General features: G+C 37.6%; 21 protein-coding genes. 12 read left to right on the top strand and 9 right to left on the bottom strand.

Annotated elements, in window-relative coordinates:
• The first annotated feature begins 77 nt into the window (after positions 1-77).
• The 4 genes from Q2T41_RS09140 (at position 78) to Q2T41_RS09125 (ending at position 5,882) form a co-directional block, all read left to right on the top strand.
• On the top strand, positions 78-3,608 hold the full coding sequence (locus Q2T41_RS09140) for a molybdopterin-dependent oxidoreductase (RefSeq protein WP_304435818.1): 3,531 nt from the start codon (positions 78-80) through the stop codon (positions 3,606-3,608).
• 11 nt (positions 3,609-3,619) lie between these two features.
• Positions 3,620-5,056, top strand: coding sequence for a rubredoxin (locus Q2T41_RS09135; RefSeq protein ID WP_304435817.1), 1,437 nt, complete (start codon positions 3,620-3,622; stop codon positions 5,054-5,056).
• A 236-nt stretch (positions 5,057-5,292) separates the two neighbouring features.
• Positions 5,293-5,418 carry a hypothetical protein gene (locus Q2T41_RS09130; RefSeq protein ID WP_261375021.1) on the top strand — a complete coding sequence of 42 codons (126 nt, stop codon included), beginning with the start codon at positions 5,293-5,295 and terminating at the stop codon, positions 5,416-5,418.
• 23 nt (positions 5,419-5,441) lie between these two features.
• Positions 5,442-5,882 carry a nucleoside deaminase gene (locus Q2T41_RS09125; protein ID WP_304435816.1) on the top strand — a complete coding sequence of 147 codons (441 nt, stop codon included), beginning with the start codon at positions 5,442-5,444 and terminating at the stop codon, positions 5,880-5,882.
• Between the two features lie 13 nt (positions 5,883-5,895).
• Here the strand turns inward: Q2T41_RS09125 and Q2T41_RS09120 are convergent, their stop codons facing one another.
• Genes Q2T41_RS09120 through Q2T41_RS09105 form a run of 4 tightly spaced genes read right to left on the bottom strand, consistent with a single transcriptional unit; the run spans position 5,896 to position 12,464 of the window.
• A complete protein-coding gene (locus tag Q2T41_RS09120) occupies positions 5,896-7,107 on the bottom strand; it encodes a Pycsar system effector family protein (protein WP_304435815.1) in 1,212 nt (403 codons plus the stop codon).
• A gap of 54 nt (positions 7,108-7,161) precedes the next feature.
• Positions 7,162-10,890, bottom strand: a complete 3,729-nt coding sequence (locus Q2T41_RS09115) for a ShlB/FhaC/HecB family hemolysin secretion/activation protein (RefSeq protein WP_304435814.1) — start codon at positions 10,888-10,890, stop codon at positions 7,162-7,164.
• A 36-nt stretch (positions 10,891-10,926) separates the two neighbouring features.
• Positions 10,927-11,097, bottom strand: a complete 171-nt coding sequence (locus Q2T41_RS09110; protein ID WP_304435813.1) for a hypothetical protein — start codon at positions 11,095-11,097, stop codon at positions 10,927-10,929.
• 5 nt (positions 11,098-11,102) lie between these two features.
• Positions 11,103-12,464, bottom strand: a complete 1,362-nt coding sequence (locus tag Q2T41_RS09105) for an NAD-dependent succinate-semialdehyde dehydrogenase (protein ID WP_304435812.1) — start codon at positions 12,462-12,464, stop codon at positions 11,103-11,105.
• Positions 12,465-12,663: 199 nt separating this feature from the next.
• On the opposite strand from Q2T41_RS09105, the gene Q2T41_RS09100 reads away from it, so the two are divergent.
• From Q2T41_RS09100 to Q2T41_RS09090, 3 genes are read left to right on the top strand one after another with little or no spacing between them, the layout of a single operon-like run.
• The gene (locus Q2T41_RS09100; protein WP_304435811.1) at positions 12,664-12,996 is read left to right on the top strand and encodes a YtxH domain-containing protein; all 333 of its coding nucleotides are present in this window, start codon (positions 12,664-12,666) and stop codon (positions 12,994-12,996) included.
• Positions 12,997-12,999: 3 nt separating this feature from the next.
• Positions 13,000-13,347 carry a hypothetical protein gene (locus tag Q2T41_RS09095; protein ID WP_089261140.1) on the top strand — a complete coding sequence of 116 codons (348 nt, stop codon included), beginning with the start codon at positions 13,000-13,002 and terminating at the stop codon, positions 13,345-13,347.
• 9 nt (positions 13,348-13,356) lie between these two features.
• Positions 13,357-13,551, top strand: a complete 195-nt coding sequence (locus Q2T41_RS09090; protein WP_089261139.1) for a hypothetical protein — start codon at positions 13,357-13,359, stop codon at positions 13,549-13,551.
• 209 nt (positions 13,552-13,760) lie between these two features.
• Here the strand turns inward: Q2T41_RS09090 and Q2T41_RS09085 are convergent, their stop codons facing one another.
• Together Q2T41_RS09085 and Q2T41_RS09080 are read right to left on the bottom strand one after the other, a co-directional pair.
• Positions 13,761-14,237 carry a Dps family protein gene (locus Q2T41_RS09085; RefSeq protein WP_089261138.1) on the bottom strand — a complete coding sequence of 159 codons (477 nt, stop codon included), beginning with the start codon at positions 14,235-14,237 and terminating at the stop codon, positions 13,761-13,763.
• Between the two features lie 111 nt (positions 14,238-14,348).
• On the bottom strand, positions 14,349-14,954 hold the full coding sequence (locus Q2T41_RS09080; RefSeq protein WP_304435810.1) for a DUF2652 domain-containing protein: 606 nt from the start codon (positions 14,952-14,954) through the stop codon (positions 14,349-14,351).
• A 264-nt stretch (positions 14,955-15,218) separates the two neighbouring features.
• Between Q2T41_RS09080 and Q2T41_RS09075 the strand changes: the two genes are divergently transcribed.
• Positions 15,219-16,295 (top strand): DNA topoisomerase IB, encoded by a 1,077-nt coding sequence (locus tag Q2T41_RS09075; protein WP_304435809.1) that lies wholly within the window; start codon positions 15,219-15,221, stop codon positions 16,293-16,295.
• A 42-nt stretch (positions 16,296-16,337) separates the two neighbouring features.
• Here Q2T41_RS09075 and Q2T41_RS09070 read toward each other — a convergent pair whose 3' ends face one another.
• Positions 16,338-16,547 carry a hypervirulence associated TUDOR domain-containing protein gene (locus Q2T41_RS09070; RefSeq protein ID WP_304435808.1) on the bottom strand — a complete coding sequence of 70 codons (210 nt, stop codon included), beginning with the start codon at positions 16,545-16,547 and terminating at the stop codon, positions 16,338-16,340.
• Between the two features lie 275 nt (positions 16,548-16,822).
• On the opposite strand from Q2T41_RS09070, the gene Q2T41_RS09065 reads away from it, so the two are divergent.
• The 3 genes from Q2T41_RS09065 (at position 16,823) to Q2T41_RS09055 (ending at position 18,501) form a co-directional block, all read left to right on the top strand.
• Positions 16,823-17,071, top strand: a complete 249-nt coding sequence (locus Q2T41_RS09065; protein WP_304435807.1) for a hypothetical protein — start codon at positions 16,823-16,825, stop codon at positions 17,069-17,071.
• Between the two features lie 50 nt (positions 17,072-17,121).
• The gene (locus tag Q2T41_RS09060) at positions 17,122-17,571 is read left to right on the top strand and encodes a ferritin-like domain-containing protein (protein WP_304435806.1); all 450 of its coding nucleotides are present in this window, start codon (positions 17,122-17,124) and stop codon (positions 17,569-17,571) included.
• A 180-nt stretch (positions 17,572-17,751) separates the two neighbouring features.
• Entirely contained in the window at positions 17,752-18,501 is a 750-nt protein-coding gene (locus tag Q2T41_RS09055; protein WP_304435805.1) for an SOS response-associated peptidase, read from the top strand.
• On the opposite strand, the gene Q2T41_RS09050 is transcribed toward Q2T41_RS09055, so the two are convergent.
• Both Q2T41_RS09050 and Q2T41_RS09045 read right to left on the bottom strand, forming a co-directional pair.
• Positions 18,498-19,526 (bottom strand): helix-turn-helix domain-containing protein, encoded by a 1,029-nt coding sequence (locus Q2T41_RS09050; RefSeq protein WP_304435804.1) that lies wholly within the window; start codon positions 19,524-19,526, stop codon positions 18,498-18,500. The two genes, Q2T41_RS09055 and Q2T41_RS09050, sit on opposite strands and share 4 nt — an antisense overlap.
• Positions 19,527-19,686: 160 nt before the next feature.
• A complete protein-coding gene (locus Q2T41_RS09045) occupies positions 19,687-20,733 on the bottom strand; it encodes a helix-turn-helix domain-containing protein (protein WP_304435803.1) in 1,047 nt (348 codons plus the stop codon).
• Positions 20,734-20,999: 266 nt separating this feature from the next.
• Here Q2T41_RS09045 and Q2T41_RS09040 point away from each other — a divergent pair, with 266 nt between their 5' ends.
• A complete protein-coding gene (locus Q2T41_RS09040) occupies positions 21,000-21,182 on the top strand; it encodes a hypothetical protein (RefSeq protein WP_304435802.1) in 183 nt (60 codons plus the stop codon).
• Positions 21,183-21,211 lie beyond the last annotated feature (29 nt).

Here is a 21,211-nt window from a genome sequence, read left to right as displayed (position 1 = left end):
CGATAAAAAAGTACGTATTTATACGTACTTTTTTTAATTTGCATAAGAATTATCTACTGCATCTCATTTCATATACCATGAGTATAAAAAAGACACATAAGACAATTTGTTCGTATTGCGGGGTTGGCTGCGGTATGTTGGTCAATGTGGACAATAAGGGTACAATTTCCGTAGACGGAAATCCGGACTATCCTTCAAATAAGGGTATGCTTTGTACAAAAGGGCGTAACCTTAATTATGTAGCTCAGGATACGACAGATCGTATTATGTATCCAGAAATGAAATGGAGTCGCAATCATCCTTTACAACGAATAAATTGGGACACGGCTTTTGAGCGTGCTGCTGCGGTATTTAAAAGTATCATTGCCAAACATGGTCCGGATAGTGTTGGGTTTTATGTTTCCGGGCAATGCCTTACAGAGGAATATTATCTAGTGAATAAGTTAACGAAAGGGTTTATAGGCACCAATAATATCGATACCAATTCCAGGCTGTGCATGAGTTCTGCCGTGGTGGGCTATAAAAAGACCTTAGGGGAGGATTCTGTACCTATTTCATATGAGGATATAGAATTGGCGGACTGTTTTTTAATTGCCGGTGCAAATCCTGCCTGGTGCCATCCCATCTTGTATCGCAGGCTTGAAAAGCATAAGGAAGAAAATCCAAATGTAAAGATCATTGTAGTAGATCCCAGAAAAACGCAAACTTGCGCGGGCGCCGATCTTCATTTACAAATTTTACCCGGAACGGATGTAATATTATTCAATGCCATTGCACGGAGGCTCATAGAAAAACGTAAAATAGATACGGCATTTATTAAAAAGCATACCGTTAACTATAACGCGGTGAAGGAGACGGCATTTGCGCTTAGTATTAATGAGGCCGCGAAAAGGTGTGGCATTGGCGCATCGGATATCCGTAAGGCTGCCGAATATATAGGTAATGCCAAAAAGTTCATTAGTATGTGGACCATGGGACTAAACCAAAGTGTGATCGGTGTGGCAAAGAATGTATCGCTATTGAACCTATCGCTATTGACCGGACAAATTGGAAAACCCGGTTGTGGTCCTTTTTCCCTTACGGGACAGCCAAATGCAATGGGTGGCAGGGAAGTCGGCGGTATGGCTAGTTTATTGGCCGCACACAAGGATTTGGCGAATGCGGCACACAGAAAGGAAGTTGCGGAGTTTTGGGGCGGTGGAGAGATACAACCAGAGCCAGGGTATACCGCTACGGAAATGTTCGATGCCCTTGAGAGTGGAAAAATGAAGGCCGTATGGATTATTTGTACCAATCCTGTTGTTAGTATGCCCAACGTAAAAAAGGTTGAAAAGGCTCTTAAAAACGCAAAATTTGTAGTGGTACAGGATATTTCGCATAATTCCGAGACCACTAAATATGCAGACCTATTGCTACCGGCCGCTGGATGGTTGGAAAAAGAAGGTACCATGACCAATTCGGAAAGAAGAATCAGTTATTTGCCCAAAGTAATAGATGCCCCGGGCGAAGCCCTTCCGGACGTGGAAATTTTATGGCGATTTGCACAGGCAATGGGTTACCATGGTTTTGATTATAAAAACAGTAGTGAAGTCTATGATGAACATTGCCTGTTGACAAAAGGAACGGAAATAGATATTTCTGGATTATCATATGAACGCCTGATCAACGAAGGAAGCTTTCAATGGCCTGTTCCGCACAAAAAACACAAGGGTACACCAAGACTATTTACGGACCTTAAGTTTTTTACAAACGATAAAAAGGCCCATTTCAACGCGCCTTCAACACTATATAATAAATCTGAAGAGACCAATGGGGACTACCCATTGATATTAAATTCCGGCAGAGTAAGGGATCAATGGCATACTAGGACAAAAACGGGCAAGGTAAAACGTCTGCTGACCCATATTCCCCACCCTTATTTGGAAATGAACGCGGTAGATGCTTATCTGAGAAAGATCAAGGAAGGAGACATTGCAGTGGTTAGGAGCAGAAGGGGCAGTGTACAGGTAAAGGTTCAATTAAACTATGATATAAAGGAATCCGTGGTATTCTTGCCCATGCACTGGGGCAAAGTATTGAACAATGATTTTGGCAGGGCCAACAACCTTACCAATGATTTGGTAGATCCGGTTTCCAAGGAGCCAGATTTTAAGTATTGTGCTGTAGAGGTCACCAAATTTGAAAAAGTAAGACAGAACATCATCGTCATTGGTGCAGGAGCCGCTGCGTATAGATTTATACAATCCTATAGGGAAAAGAACTCAATTGATTCCCTTCATGTCTTTTCCAAGGAAAAAGACCCATTCTATAACCGGGTACTATTGCCGGAATATGTAAGTGATGAACTGTCTTGGGAGGCTTTGGAAAAATTAAAGGAAGGAGAATTGCAAAAACTTGATGTGGAACTGCACCCGGGTATAGGTATAGATAGTATAGATAGTACCAATAAGAAGGTTACGGATAGTATGGGAGTTCAGCATTCCTATGACCTATTGATCATGGCAACGGGTAGTAGGGCTTTTATACCAAGTGATGTGCAGATACAGCTACCAGGTCGTTTTACGATGCGCGAACGGGGAGATGCGGATAAATTGAGAAAATACCTTTTAGAAACTGGCTTGCCTGCAAAAGAACAAAATGTGGTGATCGTGGGCGGTGGTCTATTGGGCCTGGAACTTGCCGCGGCACTCAAAAAAATAGACATCAACATCAGTATCATTCAGCGTGCACCAAGATTAATGGAACGGCAATTGGATAGTGTGGCAAGTCGGTTATTGGCAGAAGATGTTTCTGAAAGGGGCATCAATCTATATTTTGATAATGAAGTTAGTACCGTTTTTGAGGATAAAGGGTTAAAGCATACCCTTTTGGTAAACTTAAAGACAGGGCGTACCATTCAATGCAATGCCATTGTTTATGCCATAGGTACACGGCCAAATATAGAATTGGCCAAACAGACCGGTATAAAAACACGTAGAGGTGTGGTGGTCAATTCGTATTTACAGAGCACAGACCCTTCTATCTTTGCCTTGGGGGAAATTGCGGAATACAACAATTCTCTTTTTGGGATAACATCCGCTGCAGAGCAACAGGCAGATATAGCCGCCAATTTTATCCTAGGGGATTTTAGCAGTATATACAATGGGTCGGTATTAATGAATATTTTAAAATTTGAAAACCTTGATCTCTGTAGTATAGGTATGGTAAATGCTCCCATAGGAGATTCCACTTATGAGGAAATTATATTGATGGATGTAAGCAAACGTTTTTATAAAAAATGCATTGTTAAGGACGATACCTTGAAAGGGGCTATTTTAATGGGGGACAAAAATGAATTTGCGGAGTTCAAGAGACTTATAGAAGAAGAAATTGAACTATCCGAAAAAAGGGACGAATTATTAAGGGGAGCCACTACGTCCACACCTTTAAAAGGTAAACTGGTCTGCTCTTGTAGTCAGGTAGGAGAAGGTAATATTAACGACGCCATTCACGGCGGCTGTACCGATTTCAACAAATTATGTTCAGAAACGGGCGCCGGTCTTGGGTGCGGTAGTTGTAAACCTGAAATAAAGGAATTATTAAAGGGTCAACTTGTACTGGCAAATTAAGCAATAATGTTATGAACGATGATCTTCATAGAATATTGATCAAAGGTGGCGTAACCTCACCGGGAGAATTAAAGGACATTATTACCATGCTGGAGTCCGCTGGGCTGACCCATGTTAATTTTGGTTCAAGACAGGATATTTTATTTCCGTTAAAGGACGCCAAGGAAGAGCAACTGGAAAGCATTTCAAAATTCAATACGGATATTATTGGGGAGCGGTCATTTCAAAACATTGTAAGTTCTTATGTTTCCGCAGATATTTTTGATATGACCCACTGGTTAAAAGGCTCTACCTACCTGTATATTTTGGAAGGTTTTGATTTTCAGCCCAAACTCAAGATCAACATCACGGATCCCAAACAGCGCTTGGTTCCCATATTTAATGGCAATCTTAATTTTATTGCTTCGGAAAGTGAAGATTATTGGTATTTAAATATAAAGCTTCCCCATTGGAAGTCCGCCGCCTTTTATCCTGTATTGATCTATAGTTGGGATATTAATTCGGTTTCAATGCAAATAGAGGAGTTTCAGGAAGATATAGCAGATGTGGACGAGTTGTTTTATATCATGAACAAAAATCTTGAAACCAATAACAAAACCATGGAGAAAGAGCTTAAGGTGCCTTTTCAAACTTTTCCATATTACGAGGGAATGAACAGAATGGGACTGGACTCTTATTGGCTAGGGCTTTATTGGCGAAACAACAAATATGACCTCTCCTTTCTAAAAGAGTTCTGTGGGTTTTGCTTGGACAACAGCATTGGTAAAATATGCATTACCCCTTGGAAGTCCTTTGTTGTAAAAGGAATCAAAAAATCCAGTAGACCGGAACTGGAACGGTTTTTAGGTAAAAGGGGAATCAATGTAAGGCATTCACAGCTAGAGATGAACTGGCATGTTCCTATAGATGATGGGGAGGCGCTGGAGCTGAAGAAATATTTGGTACGTAGTTTTGACCAAAATGACATTAGTACTTATGGTCTTACCTTTGGTATTAGTAATGAAGTTGGTAAACGATCTCATTTTGCATCGGTAATTATAGAGAAAAATAATTTGCCGACATTGGTACAGGAATTTGAGGTAAGACCAACCTACAATGTGCTACATTTTGAGCATTTTGACCCCAATAGCCAAAATTATCTTACCTACGCCCAGGATATTGATAAAATTGAGCTTCCCGGTCTTTTAATGGAGTTGAGTAAAATGTATTTTGAACAATTGGGTACGGTGGTCAATGAAGAAGAAACTGCCCAAGTTGAAGTACAGGATAAGGAACGGAGCATTTTTCAATGTACGGACTGTTTTACCGTATATGATGAAACATTGGGTGATGAAATTAATGGAATACCGGCAGGAACACAATTTTTGGATATTAAGGAAACTTATTCTTGCCCGGTGTGCGATGCTCCTAAAAGTAGATTCAAGGAATCCATGATACAGTTTATATAAGCGAAAAAAGGCTTTAATAGTGTTTTGATAGCCTAACTATATACCATTGATAGGAGGTATCCAAAGAATCTAGAAGTACAATATTCACAACCATTCTTACAATAAATAGGATTTATCTTACATTATGTCAATAAGTTAACGTATATTTAATACAGGCAACAATTTACTTTGTACAGTCAAAAAGTCTAAATGGTTGACTATAATTTTGTTACATATCAACCGTAAAATAACCACCTATGACCAGAGTAAATATAGACGAATCCAAGAAAGTTACCGCTCTTGAAAAAGCCATAAAATTCACCATAGTTATTGCTGCTATAGGCATTATCTTATGTTTTGTGTTTTTGGCACTTGATAAATAGATTTGCATACTACAGTATAAAAAATGAACGATAACGCGAACCGTTATATGCAAAGGGCCATTGAACTGGCCAAACTTGGCAAGGAAAACGGAGGTAGTTCTTTTGGTGCGGTCATTGTAAGGAATGGTACCGTTGTGGCCGAAGGGTTCAATAAGGTCAAAGCATTATCCGACTGTACTCAGCATGCGGAGCTTTTAGTGATTCAAGAAGCATGTAGAAAATTGAATTCAACAACACTTAAGGATTGTACGTTGTATACCAGCTGTGAACCTTGCATGATGTGCCTTGGGGCAATCTATTGGGCCAAATTCAAAAAAGTATATTATGGCAGTTCTGCACAAGATGCCAAAGAACATGGATTCATATACTCCAATATGTTTTATGACTCCAATACAGAAGCACGGTACAAAGAATTTAATCTGGAACAATTGATGGCGGAAGAGGCCGTTAAAGTATGGCAATAACCATAATGGATGGTTACGGTTGCATGACCGGTAGCTCCAATACCCTTTCTGGACCGTAGAATTTTAGTGCAATTCCAAAAACGATTACTGACAGTACCATGCCGATCATGAATACGGTATATGTCCACCGTAAAATTCTATACTTACGTTCTAAGACAATACCTAGAAAATAGAGGTCCTTGGTCAGGGAACTATAAATATAATCCTTGTCCTTTATGAGTTGGGACATTGCCCAATCATACTGTTCCAACTTCATTTTATGAAAATTCCCAAAGAATAAAAGGTTGACCTTTTTTAGGTTAACCTCTTCTTCTGTAAACTGACCTGAAGTAACATTTGGTTTAGTGGCCAAGATGGACATGACCATAGATACGATACTGAACGTTATGAATACGCATGTTGGATAAATGAGATAATCATTGGACGGGTTATCCAGTTTAGGTATTAGGTTGGATAATGCCATAGAAATGATAATTGCGTTGACGGATAATAGGATATTGGCCTTGGTATCTGCAATATCACTTAATTTTAAATGATTTCTTAAGGTTACCCTATACAATGTTTGTATACCCCTATCGGGTAATTCTCCTTTATATTTAGCTTTTAATCGCTCTTTCTTGGCTAGTTTACTGTTCTTTTTCTTGTCCTTTATCAGTTTCTTGATATTTTTATCCTTGCCCTGTTGCCAGTTTTCCAAGGCATAATCCGTATAGAACCTATGCTTGGTACGTAATAGCCTAATATTCTCCTCTCGCCAATCTACCAAGGAATATTGGGCAATACCTAAAGACTCGAGCTCTTCGCGCAAAAGTTCTGAGGTAGCCAAAAAATCTTTCTCGGCAAAATGGGAAGAATCTGCGTCGCGCATTATCTGCTCAAGTATTGTTTTGGGCTCATATTCCTTTTCCGTGGCCATGATCAGGCTACAAACCTGGGATAGTATTTCTTTACTACACCCATGTTCGGTTAAGAAATCCCTGGCCATATCACAACTGTTTTCCTCATGGTTACTGTATGAAACAGTATACCCCAAATCGTGAAACCACGCTGCCAATAATAGAACTTCCTCTTCCACTTCGCCAATATGCTCCCCTTCAATTAGCTCTTTGGTACTATTGACCACACGTTGGGTATGGCGTAAATTATGGTACAGGTAATTAGGATTGGTGTCCGACGCCAATTTATCGCTAACAAAACGTGCTGCCTTTGAAACTATTGAGGACATGGATAGGTTTTTATCATAATGAGGTTTTTAAGGTATGAATTTAAAATCTATTTGTTAGAATGATAGACCAAATCCTACTTGAATCAAATTACTTTCCTTTGAATTAAAATAACCCAAATTGAATGTCAATGCCTTTAAGCTACTGATCCAAAGCCCACCACCTTGAGAGGTATGCCAAACATTGGAATCTTCATCCGGTTGCCATACCCTACCATAATCAAAACCTCCATAAACACCAATTGTTACCGGGGAAACAGCCGTAACATATCGTTTAACCTTTAGCTTAAGGTCAGAGGATTGATAAAAATAGGATTTGCCGGTAAACCGCTCGTCCCTAAATCCTCGTAAGCCGTTACGGCCTCCTAGGGAAGGGGTGTGGTAGAAAAATACCGTATCATAATCAAACAATCCTTTATATTCTGCCATGGTACTGTAAACCAAATGACCGGAGGGTTCCAATTTGTGGTCAAAACCTACTTTTAAAGAAGCATATCCAAATTTATTGGCACTAAGATCAAGGTTCATTTTATAACCTGCGGCAAAGCCAAAATAAATGGCCTTGGTAGGAAAATCTCCAGCATCATCACGATCATACTCACCTGTAAGTTCCACACCACCATATTTTTGGCTATCAAAGAGCGCATTGTTCAAATTGGCGGGATTAAACAATCTGTTTTCATTGTCCGCTACTTTAAACGATTCATATAATGCCTTAAACCGTAAACTGTAATAGGCCAAACCTGCACTTGCCTTAAACTGTTGTATCCTGGCCCTGTAGAAGTCCCTACCTAGATTGTCCTCGTCGTTTAAGGTTTCATTACCATAACCAAAAAAGTTGCTTACGTAGCGATCATTGGTAAAATAGGCATCCACTTCCAAGTTCCAACCAGGAAAGATACTGCCATATGTACCGGAATATGCAACTTCCGCTGCTTGGAAATTAAAGAAATAATTGGCGCTTACCCTATGTTTTTGTCTAAAGGAATTTCCATTGATGCCATTTTTGGTATACGTGTTCGCAATACCTACAAAAGCACCATCATCCGTTCTAAATCCTGCATTGGGCACTAAAATATTGGAATTAGGTTCAAAGAATCTAAAATGAAAGGTATTGGTCTTGTAATTATCCGAAAGTAAATTTTTTGGAGTTTCTTCCTCAAAGGATATTTTTTCATGTTCCCAATCGTACACATGAACCTGCTTTTTGTTTTTTATGGTATATATATCCTCACCATAACCACCAATTATTTTTAACTTGATACGGGTTTTTTCCGTACCCTCAACAACAAAGATATCATCGTCCCCAAGGCCGTATATCCATAATTCCTTGGTAATGTCCGGGTCAAAGGTCCTGGAATACATTAATTCATTCTTTTCATCGGATAGAAGTCGTTTTACCACAACTTTGGTTTCACCGTTCTGCATTCTGGTTATGGTAAAAATATCATCTTTCTCGGTACCCCTAACCGCAACGATTTTGTTGAGGTAGGTGGCATATTCCCTTGCAACTTCCGGCAAGGTTTGTAAACGTTTTAACAAACTCTTTTTGATATATTCAGAAGTCTCGTCCCGTACCTCTACAGGAAGACGTTTAAATGCATTTTCAACGACCTCTGCCGTCATACCTTTTTGAATGGCCTTGGCCTCCTCTACCCATACCTCTGGACCATAAGAAGTAAGTAAGGTTCTATCTAGCCTATTTCCAGATAGGTTTAGCCATTTTACGTTGTCCACATCCTCATCATAGGTTTCCCAGTTTCTTGAATTGGGCACAAACCAATTTATAAATGGTATGACCTTGCCATCAAATCTTGGAAATACATTGTCTCGATCACGGGGTACGGGCATAAATTCCTTTTCTCCATCCGGACTTTCATATTCGATCCAACGCCATTGATCTTGGTGCCTGTCCCAATCACCAATGAGCATATCAAAAATTCGTGCACGGATCAAGTTTTTTTCATCGATCGTATAAGATTCGTCACTTTTTATTTTTTCGAGCATATCCGTAGTACTTTCATAATCGGTCACCTTGCCCGTTTCATCAATAGTCCTTCTATACCCTTTATAATTGGCCTGTTCTTCTGATGGGCGCCTTTCTATATAATAAAGTTCATCTCCAAAATCTTCATTGTACTCTTTGAGCGCCTCTTGTTTGGGCACATAGAACAGATCGGTGTCCGAGTGGTTGATGGCTATGGAATTGGCCAAAGGATCTACCACTAATTGCATATACGGATGTGCAGTGGTAAAAAAATCCGAGATGGCTTTTTCTGCCCAAGTATCTTGATAGTCTGCGGTATTGTATGAAATACCGGGTAGCTTAAATTTTAAGAACTTGAGCGCACTTTTACGTAGGGAGCGCATAGCGTATTGTTTGCCGTTGGCGTCTTCCAAGCGTAAGGAGAAAGACTGGTGGCCGCCACCTTCCTTAACTACTTTTAACCCTCCGTACAATGTGTCTAGTTCAACTACCGGGGCATTGACCGGTTGACCGTAATAGGAACGATAACGCTTGCCCCATAAAAATTCATAAAATCCACTTTTGGAATAATCCGCTGGGTCCTCCAATATGTTGGTAGAAACATTGGTATCCGATGGTTCTGCAAAATCCGTAAACTGTTTTTTGGTTTTAAATTGTGGTAGAACGGCAAATGTTTTTTTCTCCTTTAGGTTATTTTCGGATATAAAAGTAACCTTGGAACTGCCATCCTCAAAATAATCCAAACGGGCAAAACCACGGTCTCCATACGCATATTTGCCATTGAAATCTATGGACCCGCCTATTGCGGTAATTTTACCAGGACCTAATTTTGTAGCACTTTTGGAACCTAGGGAGCCACTAATTATTTGATGTAAACCACCTCCTTCAAGCAATTGAAGACTTTCCTCATGGCCTGAAACCAAGGTTATACGATCATTGGCCTGTGCCAAAGCACTTACTGCAATCCTTAGATAATTATACCTTCTGGAATTCACATGTTCAGGATTAAAAGCCCCAAGGTCCATAACCGCATTTTTAACCGTACCTACCAGAGGTAGTGGTTTCATATGGTCCTTAATGGTAGTTTTGCCGGCATAAATACCATTGGTAAAAACCGGATGGTGCATGGCAATTACGATATTTTTGCCCTGTCCGTCACCAATATACCCTTCAAGCTCTTCCATAAAGCGTCTACGGGTAATAATGTCGGTACATTTACTATTAATATCCTCTATCCTGGACCAATTGGAAACAAACCATTTGGAATCTATGAGGATAAGGTCTAAATCATCATTAATGACCTTGTGTTCTATAGGACAACCGTTGTTGGGATCTACCTTTGTGTCTTCCCTATTGACTTCTTTCAGTAAGTTTTCAACTTTTTCAATTTTATCCAACTCATAACTCTTCCATTCATTATTTCCCGGCAAGAAAACCGTTTCTCCCTTAAAGCTGGCGGACAATAACAATTGTTGTTGAATAAGAAGACTATCGGTATTCCAATTCTTAATTTCTGGACTAATATTATCCCCCGTAAAAATTAGCGTACTGTTTTTTGGGGCATTAGTTAGTTCCTCTTTAAATTGCTTTAAAAGATTGTCATTTGGGGTAGCGGAAAAATTACCCAACCCACCAGCAATATAGAACGAATGCGTAATCTTTTTATCCGCAAGGATATCGTCCAAATCAGCGGCCTGATGCTCTTTAAAAGTTGCACATGATGCAAGCAATAGCAAGGAGCCAAGAACAAAAGAGAATTTATAATTTTGCCACTGAATTGAATATGGTCGTTTGGTCATAAAATGATTTTAGTGAATACTTTGGTCGTAGTATATTTAATTCGTAAAAAATACATTGGATACAATAATCCCGATTATAAGAAGAACAAGGAATGCAATGACTATAGTTGCCCCTAGTTTAGTTTTTTTATTTTTCTGTAAGATGAATTCCCTTGTTTCATCTTCCGGTTCTTTTACAAATTTTGTTTCTTCAGTTTCTTTTTTCATAGCTTTTATTTGTTAATGTATACTGTTTTTTTATTGACAAACTCCAATATTCCTTCTCTTGATAACTCCCTACCATAACCCGATGCCTTTGTGCCACCAAAAGGTAATCTAGGGTCAGATTTTACCATATCGTTCACAAAGAATGTACCGTCCGGAATATTGGAAATAACGGAATATGCAGCATCTATATCTTGTGTAAACAACATGCTACCCAAACCAAATCTTGAATCTGTAGCCAACGCCAATGTTTCTGCTCTATCCTTGGCTTTTATAATAGCGGCAACGGGTCCAAAGGTCTCTTCTTTGAAAACGGGCATGTCTGGCGTAACATCGGTAATGATGGTAGGTGAAAAATATGCCCCGCTCCTTTCGGTGCCAAGTACAATCTTTGCTCCCATGGCAATGGAGTCATTTATTTGTTGTTGTAATGTTTCTGCGAGATCCTCACGGGCCATGACCCCTATATAGGTATCGTCCTTCATGGGGTCACCAGATTTTAAATCCTTTACTTTTGCGATAAATTGCTCCATGAATATATCGTAGATATCTTCACATACGATGAATCGTTTTGCGGCGATACAACTTTGACCCGTATTTTGCATACGTGCCATTACCATGGTGTCTAAATGAGTTTCTAAATCGGCATCTTCCCATATAATACAGGCATTGTTGCCACCCAATTCCAAAACTGATTTTTTAAGGTGCTCACCTGCCAGTTTAGCTATGGATTTACCCGCTTTTTCGCTCCCGGTCAAGGTAACCGCCTTAACGTGATCATTGGCGATTAATCGTTCAATTTCCTCATGACCTGCGATAATACTTTGAAAGCATCCTTCAGGATAACCTGCATCAAGAAACAATTGTTCAATAGCCTTGGAACAGCCGGAAACATTGGCCGCATGTTTTAAGAGTGCGGTGTTGCCTGCCGTCAGTGTAGGTGCCGCAAAACGTATTACCTGCCAAAAAGGATAGTTCCATGGCATAACGGCCAATATACATCCTAAAGGGTCATAGCTGATGAAGCTTTCACTTGCATCGGTTTCAATAAGTTCATCTGCCAATAGATCCTCTGCATTGGTAGCATAGAAATCACAGGCCCAAGCACATTTTTCTATCTCTGATATACTTTGGGCAATAGGCTTTCCCATTTCTTGGGTAATAAGTTTGCCATAGACCTCCTTGCGTTCAACCAATAACGAGGAAACTTTGGAAAGTAACTTAGACCTTGATTTAATGGAAGTTTCTTGCCATTGGTTTTCAACGGATAAGGAACTTTGCAGTTTTATGTCCAAACTCTCCTGGGTGTCCCTATTATAGGAATTAATTGGTTCACCGTTATATGGGTTTGTTGAAGTATTCTTTTTCATGGTTACAAAACTAGATGTTCCAGTAAAAAGGGTTTAATGCGTTTCATTTAAATGTTAACCCTTTTAACCCTTTTAATCATTTGGTTACCGTTAATATTTAATGGTTTTGAGTCAAGGTTATCCCCTTGATTTAATGACCTTTGTAAGGAACGATGTCGATTGTTCAAAATCAAAAAAATAGATAAATAAAAACAATATCATGAATAACAGCGGAAATACATTATTGGCCATTATTGCAGGATCTGCCATAGGGGCCGCATTAGGAATTCTTTATGCGCCGGACAAAGGTGAGAACACCAGAAAAATGATTGCGGACCAAGCTGCCGCAACCAAAAATAATTTGACCGAAAGTGCAGTGGAACTTAAAAATAGGGTAGCCTCCAAAGTTTTGGATGAGAAACAATCCTTGGATACACGAGTTGAATCTCTGGTAACGGATTTAAGTTATAAGACGGAAGACGTTATATCTACGCTAGAAAGGAAATTGGCAGAGCTAAAGTCAAAGAATAAGAAACTGCAGAAAACATCATAACTAATGGGAATTATTGAATCACTTAACGATACATCTAATAAAGCAATTGATGTAGGCGAAATTTACTATAAGAAAACTCAAGAGTATTATAGACTTAAAGTGTTTCAACAATTGACCATGACCACTGGTATGTTGCTTAAAATGGCTGTGATCGGTGGTCTTGGCTTTTTGGCTCTTATTTTTTTAAGCGTAGCCGGCATTATCTATTTAGGAAATGTATTGGGCAGCATGGTAATTTCATGTTTGATCGCTACCGCGATATTTATAATCTTGGTAATTCTTGCATATATGTTGCGAAGAAAATTGGATAACCTGCTCGTAAGAAAACTTTCGGTCAAATTTTTTAATTAGAATAGACTTATGTACAAAAATTTTGATGAGATAGAATATAACCTTAAACGACTAAAACTGGAGCGACAAATTGCTTTGGAGGAAATAAAAGGCTTAAAACATGACGTTCAGGAAGATTTAAGTCCCTATAACTGGATTTCTACGATTTTGTCCGGAGTAAAAAAGTTTGGGTTTTTATATTTAATGAAGAAGATCGTAAAGTAGGTTGTTTAAAGCGTTGGTGTTTTTTCTTGAGTAACCTGCAACTGACGCTCATTTATACATTATATTGTTGTTATGTCCAAAATGCAAGTTTGTAGAGTGTAATACATATTTAAAACATTTTGTAGCTAGAAAACAAATAGGATAACACTAAAATAAAACATATTAAAAACACCCCATTTAGGGGTGTTTTTAATATGGTATATATTGTTTTAGTCTCTAGAATCTTTGGTCCAGGCATCTAGCATCCAACTTACTTTTTCTATTTCACCAATATACCCGCCGATCATATCAATGGTCCCTTCATCACCGGCAGCTTCCGCTTTTTTGACCACTTTGCTCATTTGTTTTAAAATGGCTTCATGTTGTACAAGTATATTTTGGACCATTTCATGATCAGGGATCAATGAGGAGGTCTCTTTAATGGAAGACATTTTAAAGTATTTTGAAAATTCACTGGTAGGATGATGTCTTAAGGTTAGAATACGTTCCGCAATCTCATCAATTTTAATTCTGGCATCAGTGTATAATTCCTCAAATTTTATATGAAGATCAAAGAAGTTTTTGCCCAAAACGTTCCAATGATATCCTCTTAAATTTTGATAATATATGTTATAATCTGCAAGTAAGGTGTTCAATTCCTCTACTATAGGTTCTATATCCTTAGATTTTATGTCTAAATAGCTCATGATTTTTGTTTAAAGTTTAACGGTACAAAGTTAACTATAAGCGGTGTTGTTACTTAACTCATTACCACTATTGATCAACGCAATTAAAACCTTATAAACTATCAATTGCGCCTATGGGTTTATTAAGGGTTTTAAATCAATGTAGTAGTAATTCACTTCTCCAACATGATCGTAAGATGTTGACTTTTGTTTTAATGAAGCCCAGTCAAAATGATCATCTAAATTGTTTTCTTTATAGTGGTTCGCCAAGCCTTCCGTCAGTAGTAGATAATCGTTTATCTTAACCTTGTTCTTTAAAAGTTTATGGGCAACTATAAGGTCTTCACCAAAAAGTTTTATGCTGTTGCCAACTTTGGTAAGGGCAATTTCCTTGCCATAATGTAAAATGATCTTAAGTCCTAAAATATCTGGAATAGAGGCCGCATCCGCGTTATCGTTGTGCTTCTTTCTTAAGGCGTCCAATTCCTTATAAAACTCCGTATAGAATACCCTACATTGATGAATTAGTTTTTCTAGGGATGGCATTTTGCCGGTTTTAAAAAAGAGAACGGCATCGCCCTCAATTTCTGAAACCTTTAAACCAATTTCGTTCGTATAAATTATCTGATTTAAAAGTGCGGGAATAATTTTGGAACTAAGTTCAAAATCCGTCTCGCTCATAAATTCGGTAAAACCGCTTATATCCGGTATACAAATCAACATTGGGGACCCTTTCATAAATAGGTTTGTTTTAGGAGGTTAAGGTATGATAATATAATTTTTAAAATATGTCCGTTCCACTAAAATTGTACTCCTATAAAAAATAAATGGGTATTGCATAATTATTAAGGAGTCAATGGGGTTAGTTTTCCGTTGGATTGAAGTATTCTTGAAAAGACGATGTTGTTATTTTTGTTCATATTTTAATCTTAAATATTAAACATAAATTGATTTTTTAAATCAATTTTTTTTAGAACAATGGTGTAACTAAGGATTGAGCAAATGGACTATACACAACTTATAGAAGGTGATCCCCAGGAAATTGCGGAACACATGCAACTAGAATATATAGAGCGCAATAAATTGTCCATTTTAAGAATTAAGGAAAAAGAAAAATTTCAGTACATATACAAGAATAAGCCTTTAAAGAAAAAGAAGGAAATTAACCGAATAGAAAAACTGGTAATACCACCAGCATGGCAGGAGGTAAGAATAGCATCAATTTCCAACGCACATTTGCAGGCGGTGGGCTATGACCTTAAAAAAAGATTACAATACAGGTATCATGATTTATGGTTAAAGGTCAGAAACAGGACAAAATTCTCCAGGATGGCCCAATTTGGTGAAGCGCTACCCGCCATAAGAGAGAAAGTGGACGAAGATATACAATTAACCGGCTGGCCAAAGGATAAGGTATTGGCGTTGATCATACGATTAATGGAAGAAACCCATATACGCATTGGAAATGAGCAATATGCCAAAAGAAACAAGACGTATGGCCTTTCTACGCTAAGGACAAGACATTTAAAGACGACCAAGAACAAGCTTAAATTTGAGTTTACGGGCAAGAAAGGTAAAAAACACAGCATAACCTTGAATAACAAAAGGTTACGAAGGTTGGTGTTACAATGTGAAGAGATACCTGGCTGGGAGCTATTTCAATTTTATGATGAAGATGGAATAAAAACCGGTGTGGAAAGTGGAATGGTCAATGAATATCTACAGCGAATAAGTGGGCAAATGTTCACAGCAAAAGATTTTAGGACTTGGGCCGGTACCATTATTTTCTTTGAATCCTTGGCAGAAAACGACCCTACGGATGATGAGGCTATCCTCAAAAAAAATATAATTAGTGCGTTTGACAGAACTGCGGATGCATTGGGCAATACTAGAAACGTTTGTAGAAAATATTACGTACATCCTTTTATTGTTAAGGAGTATGAGGAAAAACGGCTGTTTAAGACCTTGAGGACAATTGATTCTAAAGTACAAAAAGAATACCAAACAGCAGCGGAGCAAGTATTATTGGGTTGTATTCAACGTTATGATCCGTTCACGGATTTAAAGAAGACGTTCTAATTACTGAACTATATTTTGGAAGAAATTTTAAAAAAGGTGGTTTTAGGAACGTTCAACCTCATCTTCCAACTTCAATACGTGATCCCCATCTTTTTGTTTAATATATAATGCCTTGTTGCCGTCTTCCCCTTTTCGGGTGACTTTATTACCTTTTATGGTCTTGGTAATTTTGGAGGCATAGGTTTCCTGGACCTTGCCTTCTGCAGTACCATTTCCCCATGACCATTTAACTGTTGTACCTTTTCGTATCATTGGTTTATATTATAAGGTTTGCGCATTCCATCACCGCTGTAGTTTGGAGAACCGGTGATGGAATTTTATCCTATTTAAGGAGCACAAACTAGAGAACTATTCTGTGATATAAAGGTCTTTATTTGTTTAAAAATATCACGCTAAAACACGTTGTTTTTTTAATCCTTTTACAAGAAAACTTAATCCAAATGAAAGGAGTTAAGCCTTGAATGTATCAAGGCAATAATTCATATAAAAGAGAGGTAGTTTAGCAATCAAAATATGACATATATACCATGGTAGAATTAATTTCAGGTGTTTCAATACTATTGGCTTCAGGATGTATAGCCGTAATAGTCAAGGATTATTATATGGCGGACAAACAAGAAGTTACACGAGTGCAAGAAAGGGATGATGAGGGTTTTTGCGATATTGATATGGAATATATAATGATGCGATCCAATAAAGGAGAAGCAAAGAATATCAATGAATTAAAGAAGAAATTACAGGATTTTAAGAACAGGAATAGATTTTACAGGATGTAATTGTGATTGACATCTATAAACAAACAATCACGTCATTTAAAACAAAAACTATGAGTACATATACAGAAGAAGTAGGAGAAAAATTAAATGCATTATTGGAAAAAACCTATGATGCGGAAAAAGGATTTAAAAAAGCGGCCGAGAATACAGAGCATATACAATTGAAGTCATTCTTTCAAAGCAAAGCACAACAACGTTATGATTTTGGACATGAACTAAAATCTGAAATTAAATCTTTTGGTCAGAAAATTGACAAAGGAGATAGTTTTACCGGAAAGGCCCATAGGGCTTGGATGGACGTAAAGGCATTGTTTTCATTAGATGATGAGGAGTCTATGCTTGAAGAGGCCATTAGAGGAGAAAAGGCTGCATTGGAAGAATATGAGGAAGTTTTGAAGGATACTTCATTACCTTCTACCACTTCCACAGTGCTTAGAAGTCAAAAGCAGGCCATTGAAAACGGTTTGGCCAATATAAGGATGTTGGAAGATTTGAAATAAGAGGATGGTTAGGAGTTGAGAAGGAGGCTTTTTGCCTCCTTTTTTTTGTTCATTTTAAAGGTAACTCGCTAATTGTCTATAGTAATATCCTTTTATAATATGGGGTGGTCATACACACGGATTTTAATGTAAAAAGTTAATTTAACCAACTTATTTTTAATGGATTAGCTTTTAGTTCTTATGAACAAAGAGTCAAGTATTTTCTTATCTACCTTGCCCATAAAAAAAGCTATTTCCATGTATTATAAACTCTCCAATACAGCTAAAATAGAGCAATTGGAACACGAGGCCGGTGCGCTGTTTAAATATCCAATTCTTTATGAACCACAAGTCGTTGTCAGCGGTTTGTCCGAAGTTTCCATACCTATAATTACTATGGAGCAACGAACTACCATTTCCCTGGCCATTTGGGGAATGTTACCCGGTGATTTTCAAGAAGATTGGGAGCTGTTTCAAAAATTGGCCAATACCCTTAATGTTCATGTAAATACACTACAATCAAATTTGTGGTTTAAGGATTCATTACTAGAGAAAAGATGTTTAATACCGGTAACAGGTTATTTTACATCATTATTAAGAGATGGAGAAATATATCCTTATTTTATCAAGGCAGAGGATGATAGTATTTTATTCCTTGCTGGGATTTATACGGTATTGGAAGATGGGTTTAAAACCTGTGCAATAATTACAGGCCCCAGTAATGATTATGTAAAGAAATATCAAAATCTGGTAGATTTTATGCCGTTGACCATAGATAAAACGGAGAAAGATAGTTGGTTAGATCCAGAAATATCAAAGGAACAGGTTTTGGACTTATTAAAAACAGATGATGCTAAGAAATTAACGGCAAACCCTATTGCAAAAGGGTTGTTTGATCAAGATATATCCTATGACAGTATGCTTATGCCCAACGAACATCCGGATATCTAATTGAGTGAGGTATTTTTATTTTTTAATTGTTTTCTATACTCGGTAGGAAGAATTTCATAAGCTTCAAAGAAAATTTTTGAAAAATAGCTTCTACTCTTAATACCAATGGCGTAAACAATTTCGGAAACGGACAAATCCGTGTTTTTAAGATAGTCCCTTGATATTTCCAATTTAAGCTGCCTTATGTATTCATTTACGGTCTTGGAATAAAGTATCTTAAAACCTAACTGTAATTTTTTAGGGCTTAGGCCAGACACTGAACTTAAGGTTGTAATTGTAGTATTGTCCGCTAAGTGTTCTATGATATATTCTGTTAAGCGATGTATTTTAATAATCTCATTTTTAGAGATGGCTTCGGGCATATTCATGTTTTCTGTAAAATTATGATGTTCAACTAATTGCATGGACAATATCATGTACAGCCTACCCTCCAATGCTAAGGTTCTAAGAATGCCGTAATCCGGTATGTTGGACAATTGTTTTATTTCGTCCGCCAATTGCAAACTAAAGTTCCCAAGGTGTAGATAAGGCTGTGTTTCTTTGCTGCAAGTAAACAATGGCATTAAGGATTCATTGAGATAGGTGAGGTTGTTGTGTTTCTTCTTTTGGTATTCTGCAGGCAAAACCTTTATTAAATTGATTTTTAATTTTTGGTCCTTAGGGTAAATAAATGCGGGATGAGAGCTGCCAATAGGCGAAAAGATAATATTTTGAAACTGTTCTAATGATATAAGCTCCCCAGAATTGTCCTTGCTATATTTTAAACAACCTTGGGAAATAAAGATAAAATCAATAAAAGGGGTGTGGCATTGATTAAAAACAATTTTAATGTCTTTATGCAATGTTATATCAAGGTCCAATAAGGTAATTCCCCAATCAAACCCTATGGTTCTAACAGCTCCATGGCCCAAATCATTGCTAAAATCAAATTGACGTTCTCCCCAAGCTTCGGTCAGGTCACCATTAAAAAAATAAAGCAGTTGGGAGAAAAAATCATTTGAACTACATATGGTTAACTCGTTCATGATGAAAATTTATAACACGGTACGGGGGTGTTACAAATGAACGGGAATCTCTATAATTACCTTAACAATTATGAAATGTTAATTAACAATATTGGGCGCATTTGGATAAATGCTAAGTTGTTATTAGGGTAGTAATACAACAAGCTTTTGGCAGAACGTTTTAAATGGTCTTCTTGTTCTCCAGGTTCATTGTACGAAGTTTTTGCATATACTGTTTGGGTGTCATGGCATAGCGCTGTTTAAATAATTTAGAAAAGTAACTTCTAGAGTTTATGCCGATCCTATATGTTATTTCAGTGCAATTTAATGTTGTGGTTTCCATTAAATGTTGAGCCATTTCCAAACGTTTGTTTTGGGCGTACTCTTTTACGGAAAGTTTAAAAAGACTTTGAAATCCATTTTGCAAGGTATTCTGATTAAGCCCTACCTTTTTGGCCAGTGCTATAATACTTATGGTATGTTCCAAGTTCTGGCTTATAATATTGGCAGCTTCTTCAATCTTCACCACTGTAGATTGCCTTAAAATGGTACGTTTTTGATCTGGAGAGGTATCATCTACATATTGTCTTAAATGGTGGGCAAGTATTTCATAGCATTTACCTTCTATGAACACACTTTTTGTAAAACCAGTATCTTCCGTTTCATTGATTTCCTCTATGCATTTTGCTATATCCAAAGAAAAATGGCCTTTGTGAAAAAATAGATTAATTCCGTTTACATCCCTAAAAAGTCCTTCTAGGTCCTCGTTCATTTCCGGTAAGAATGATTCAATTTTCTCCTCGAACAATTTTCTGTTGATTTCCAGATTAAAAAAGCATACCGGTTGGTTTGCCTTTATGGTCAATACATTTCCATATTTGCTATTGCAGGAAAAAATAGCGCTTTCCAACCGCATGATTTCCGTCTGTTTATCCTGGCCGTTAAATTCATGAAAGATTGAACTTTCCCTGTTAAAAATTATCTCTAAGGGTTGTACCAAGGATTTGTTGAGGTCAAACCTTACTTCTTTTTTTAATCGTATATCAACTTCCATTAAACCTACACCGTGAGAAAAGCTAATGGCCCTAATGTGTCCTGTGCCGGCTTCATCTGGTATATCCAGGCAAATTTCATTGTTCTCTTCTTGATACTCTATGCGCAACCTAGCGGCAATATCCTTAACGACATCAACAATATTCAGTTCCTTAAGTTCTTTTTTACTGCTCATGAATTGTCCCCTGATTTTATGCGCACAATATAAGATTAAAAAACATAGCTTTTAAGGCATAGTGTTTCGTTCGGCCAATTGGAATAAAGTTTAGTTTATTGTAAATCAATCTAATAACCTTAAAATTCAGATGAGTCAATATTTGTTTTTTTACCATTAAGCTATAGTTGTCAATTGTTGCAACTTTGCTGGGAGCGATAGCTATATTGATAATTGTTTTTATTGATGTATCGTTTAAGAGTATTAACCTAATTAAAATCACTATTATGAGAAAATCGATATTAATGTTCGTCTTTGCACTTATGACTATTGGCGTTGCAATGAGTTGTAGGGAAGAAAAAACAGCAGGAGAAAAAATGGAAGAAGGAATAGAGGATGTTGGTGATGGCATTGAAGAAGGTGCAGAAGAAGTTGAAGATGCCGTTGAGGATGCAACTGATGACAACTAATACGTAGTATAGCGCATATAAGAGCCAGG

Source organism: Maribacter confluentis (assembly GCF_030505015.1).
GTDB lineage: Bacteria > Bacteroidota > Bacteroidia > Flavobacteriales > Flavobacteriaceae > Maribacter > Maribacter sedimenticola.
This window is presented reverse-complemented; position numbering and strand designations above follow the sequence as displayed.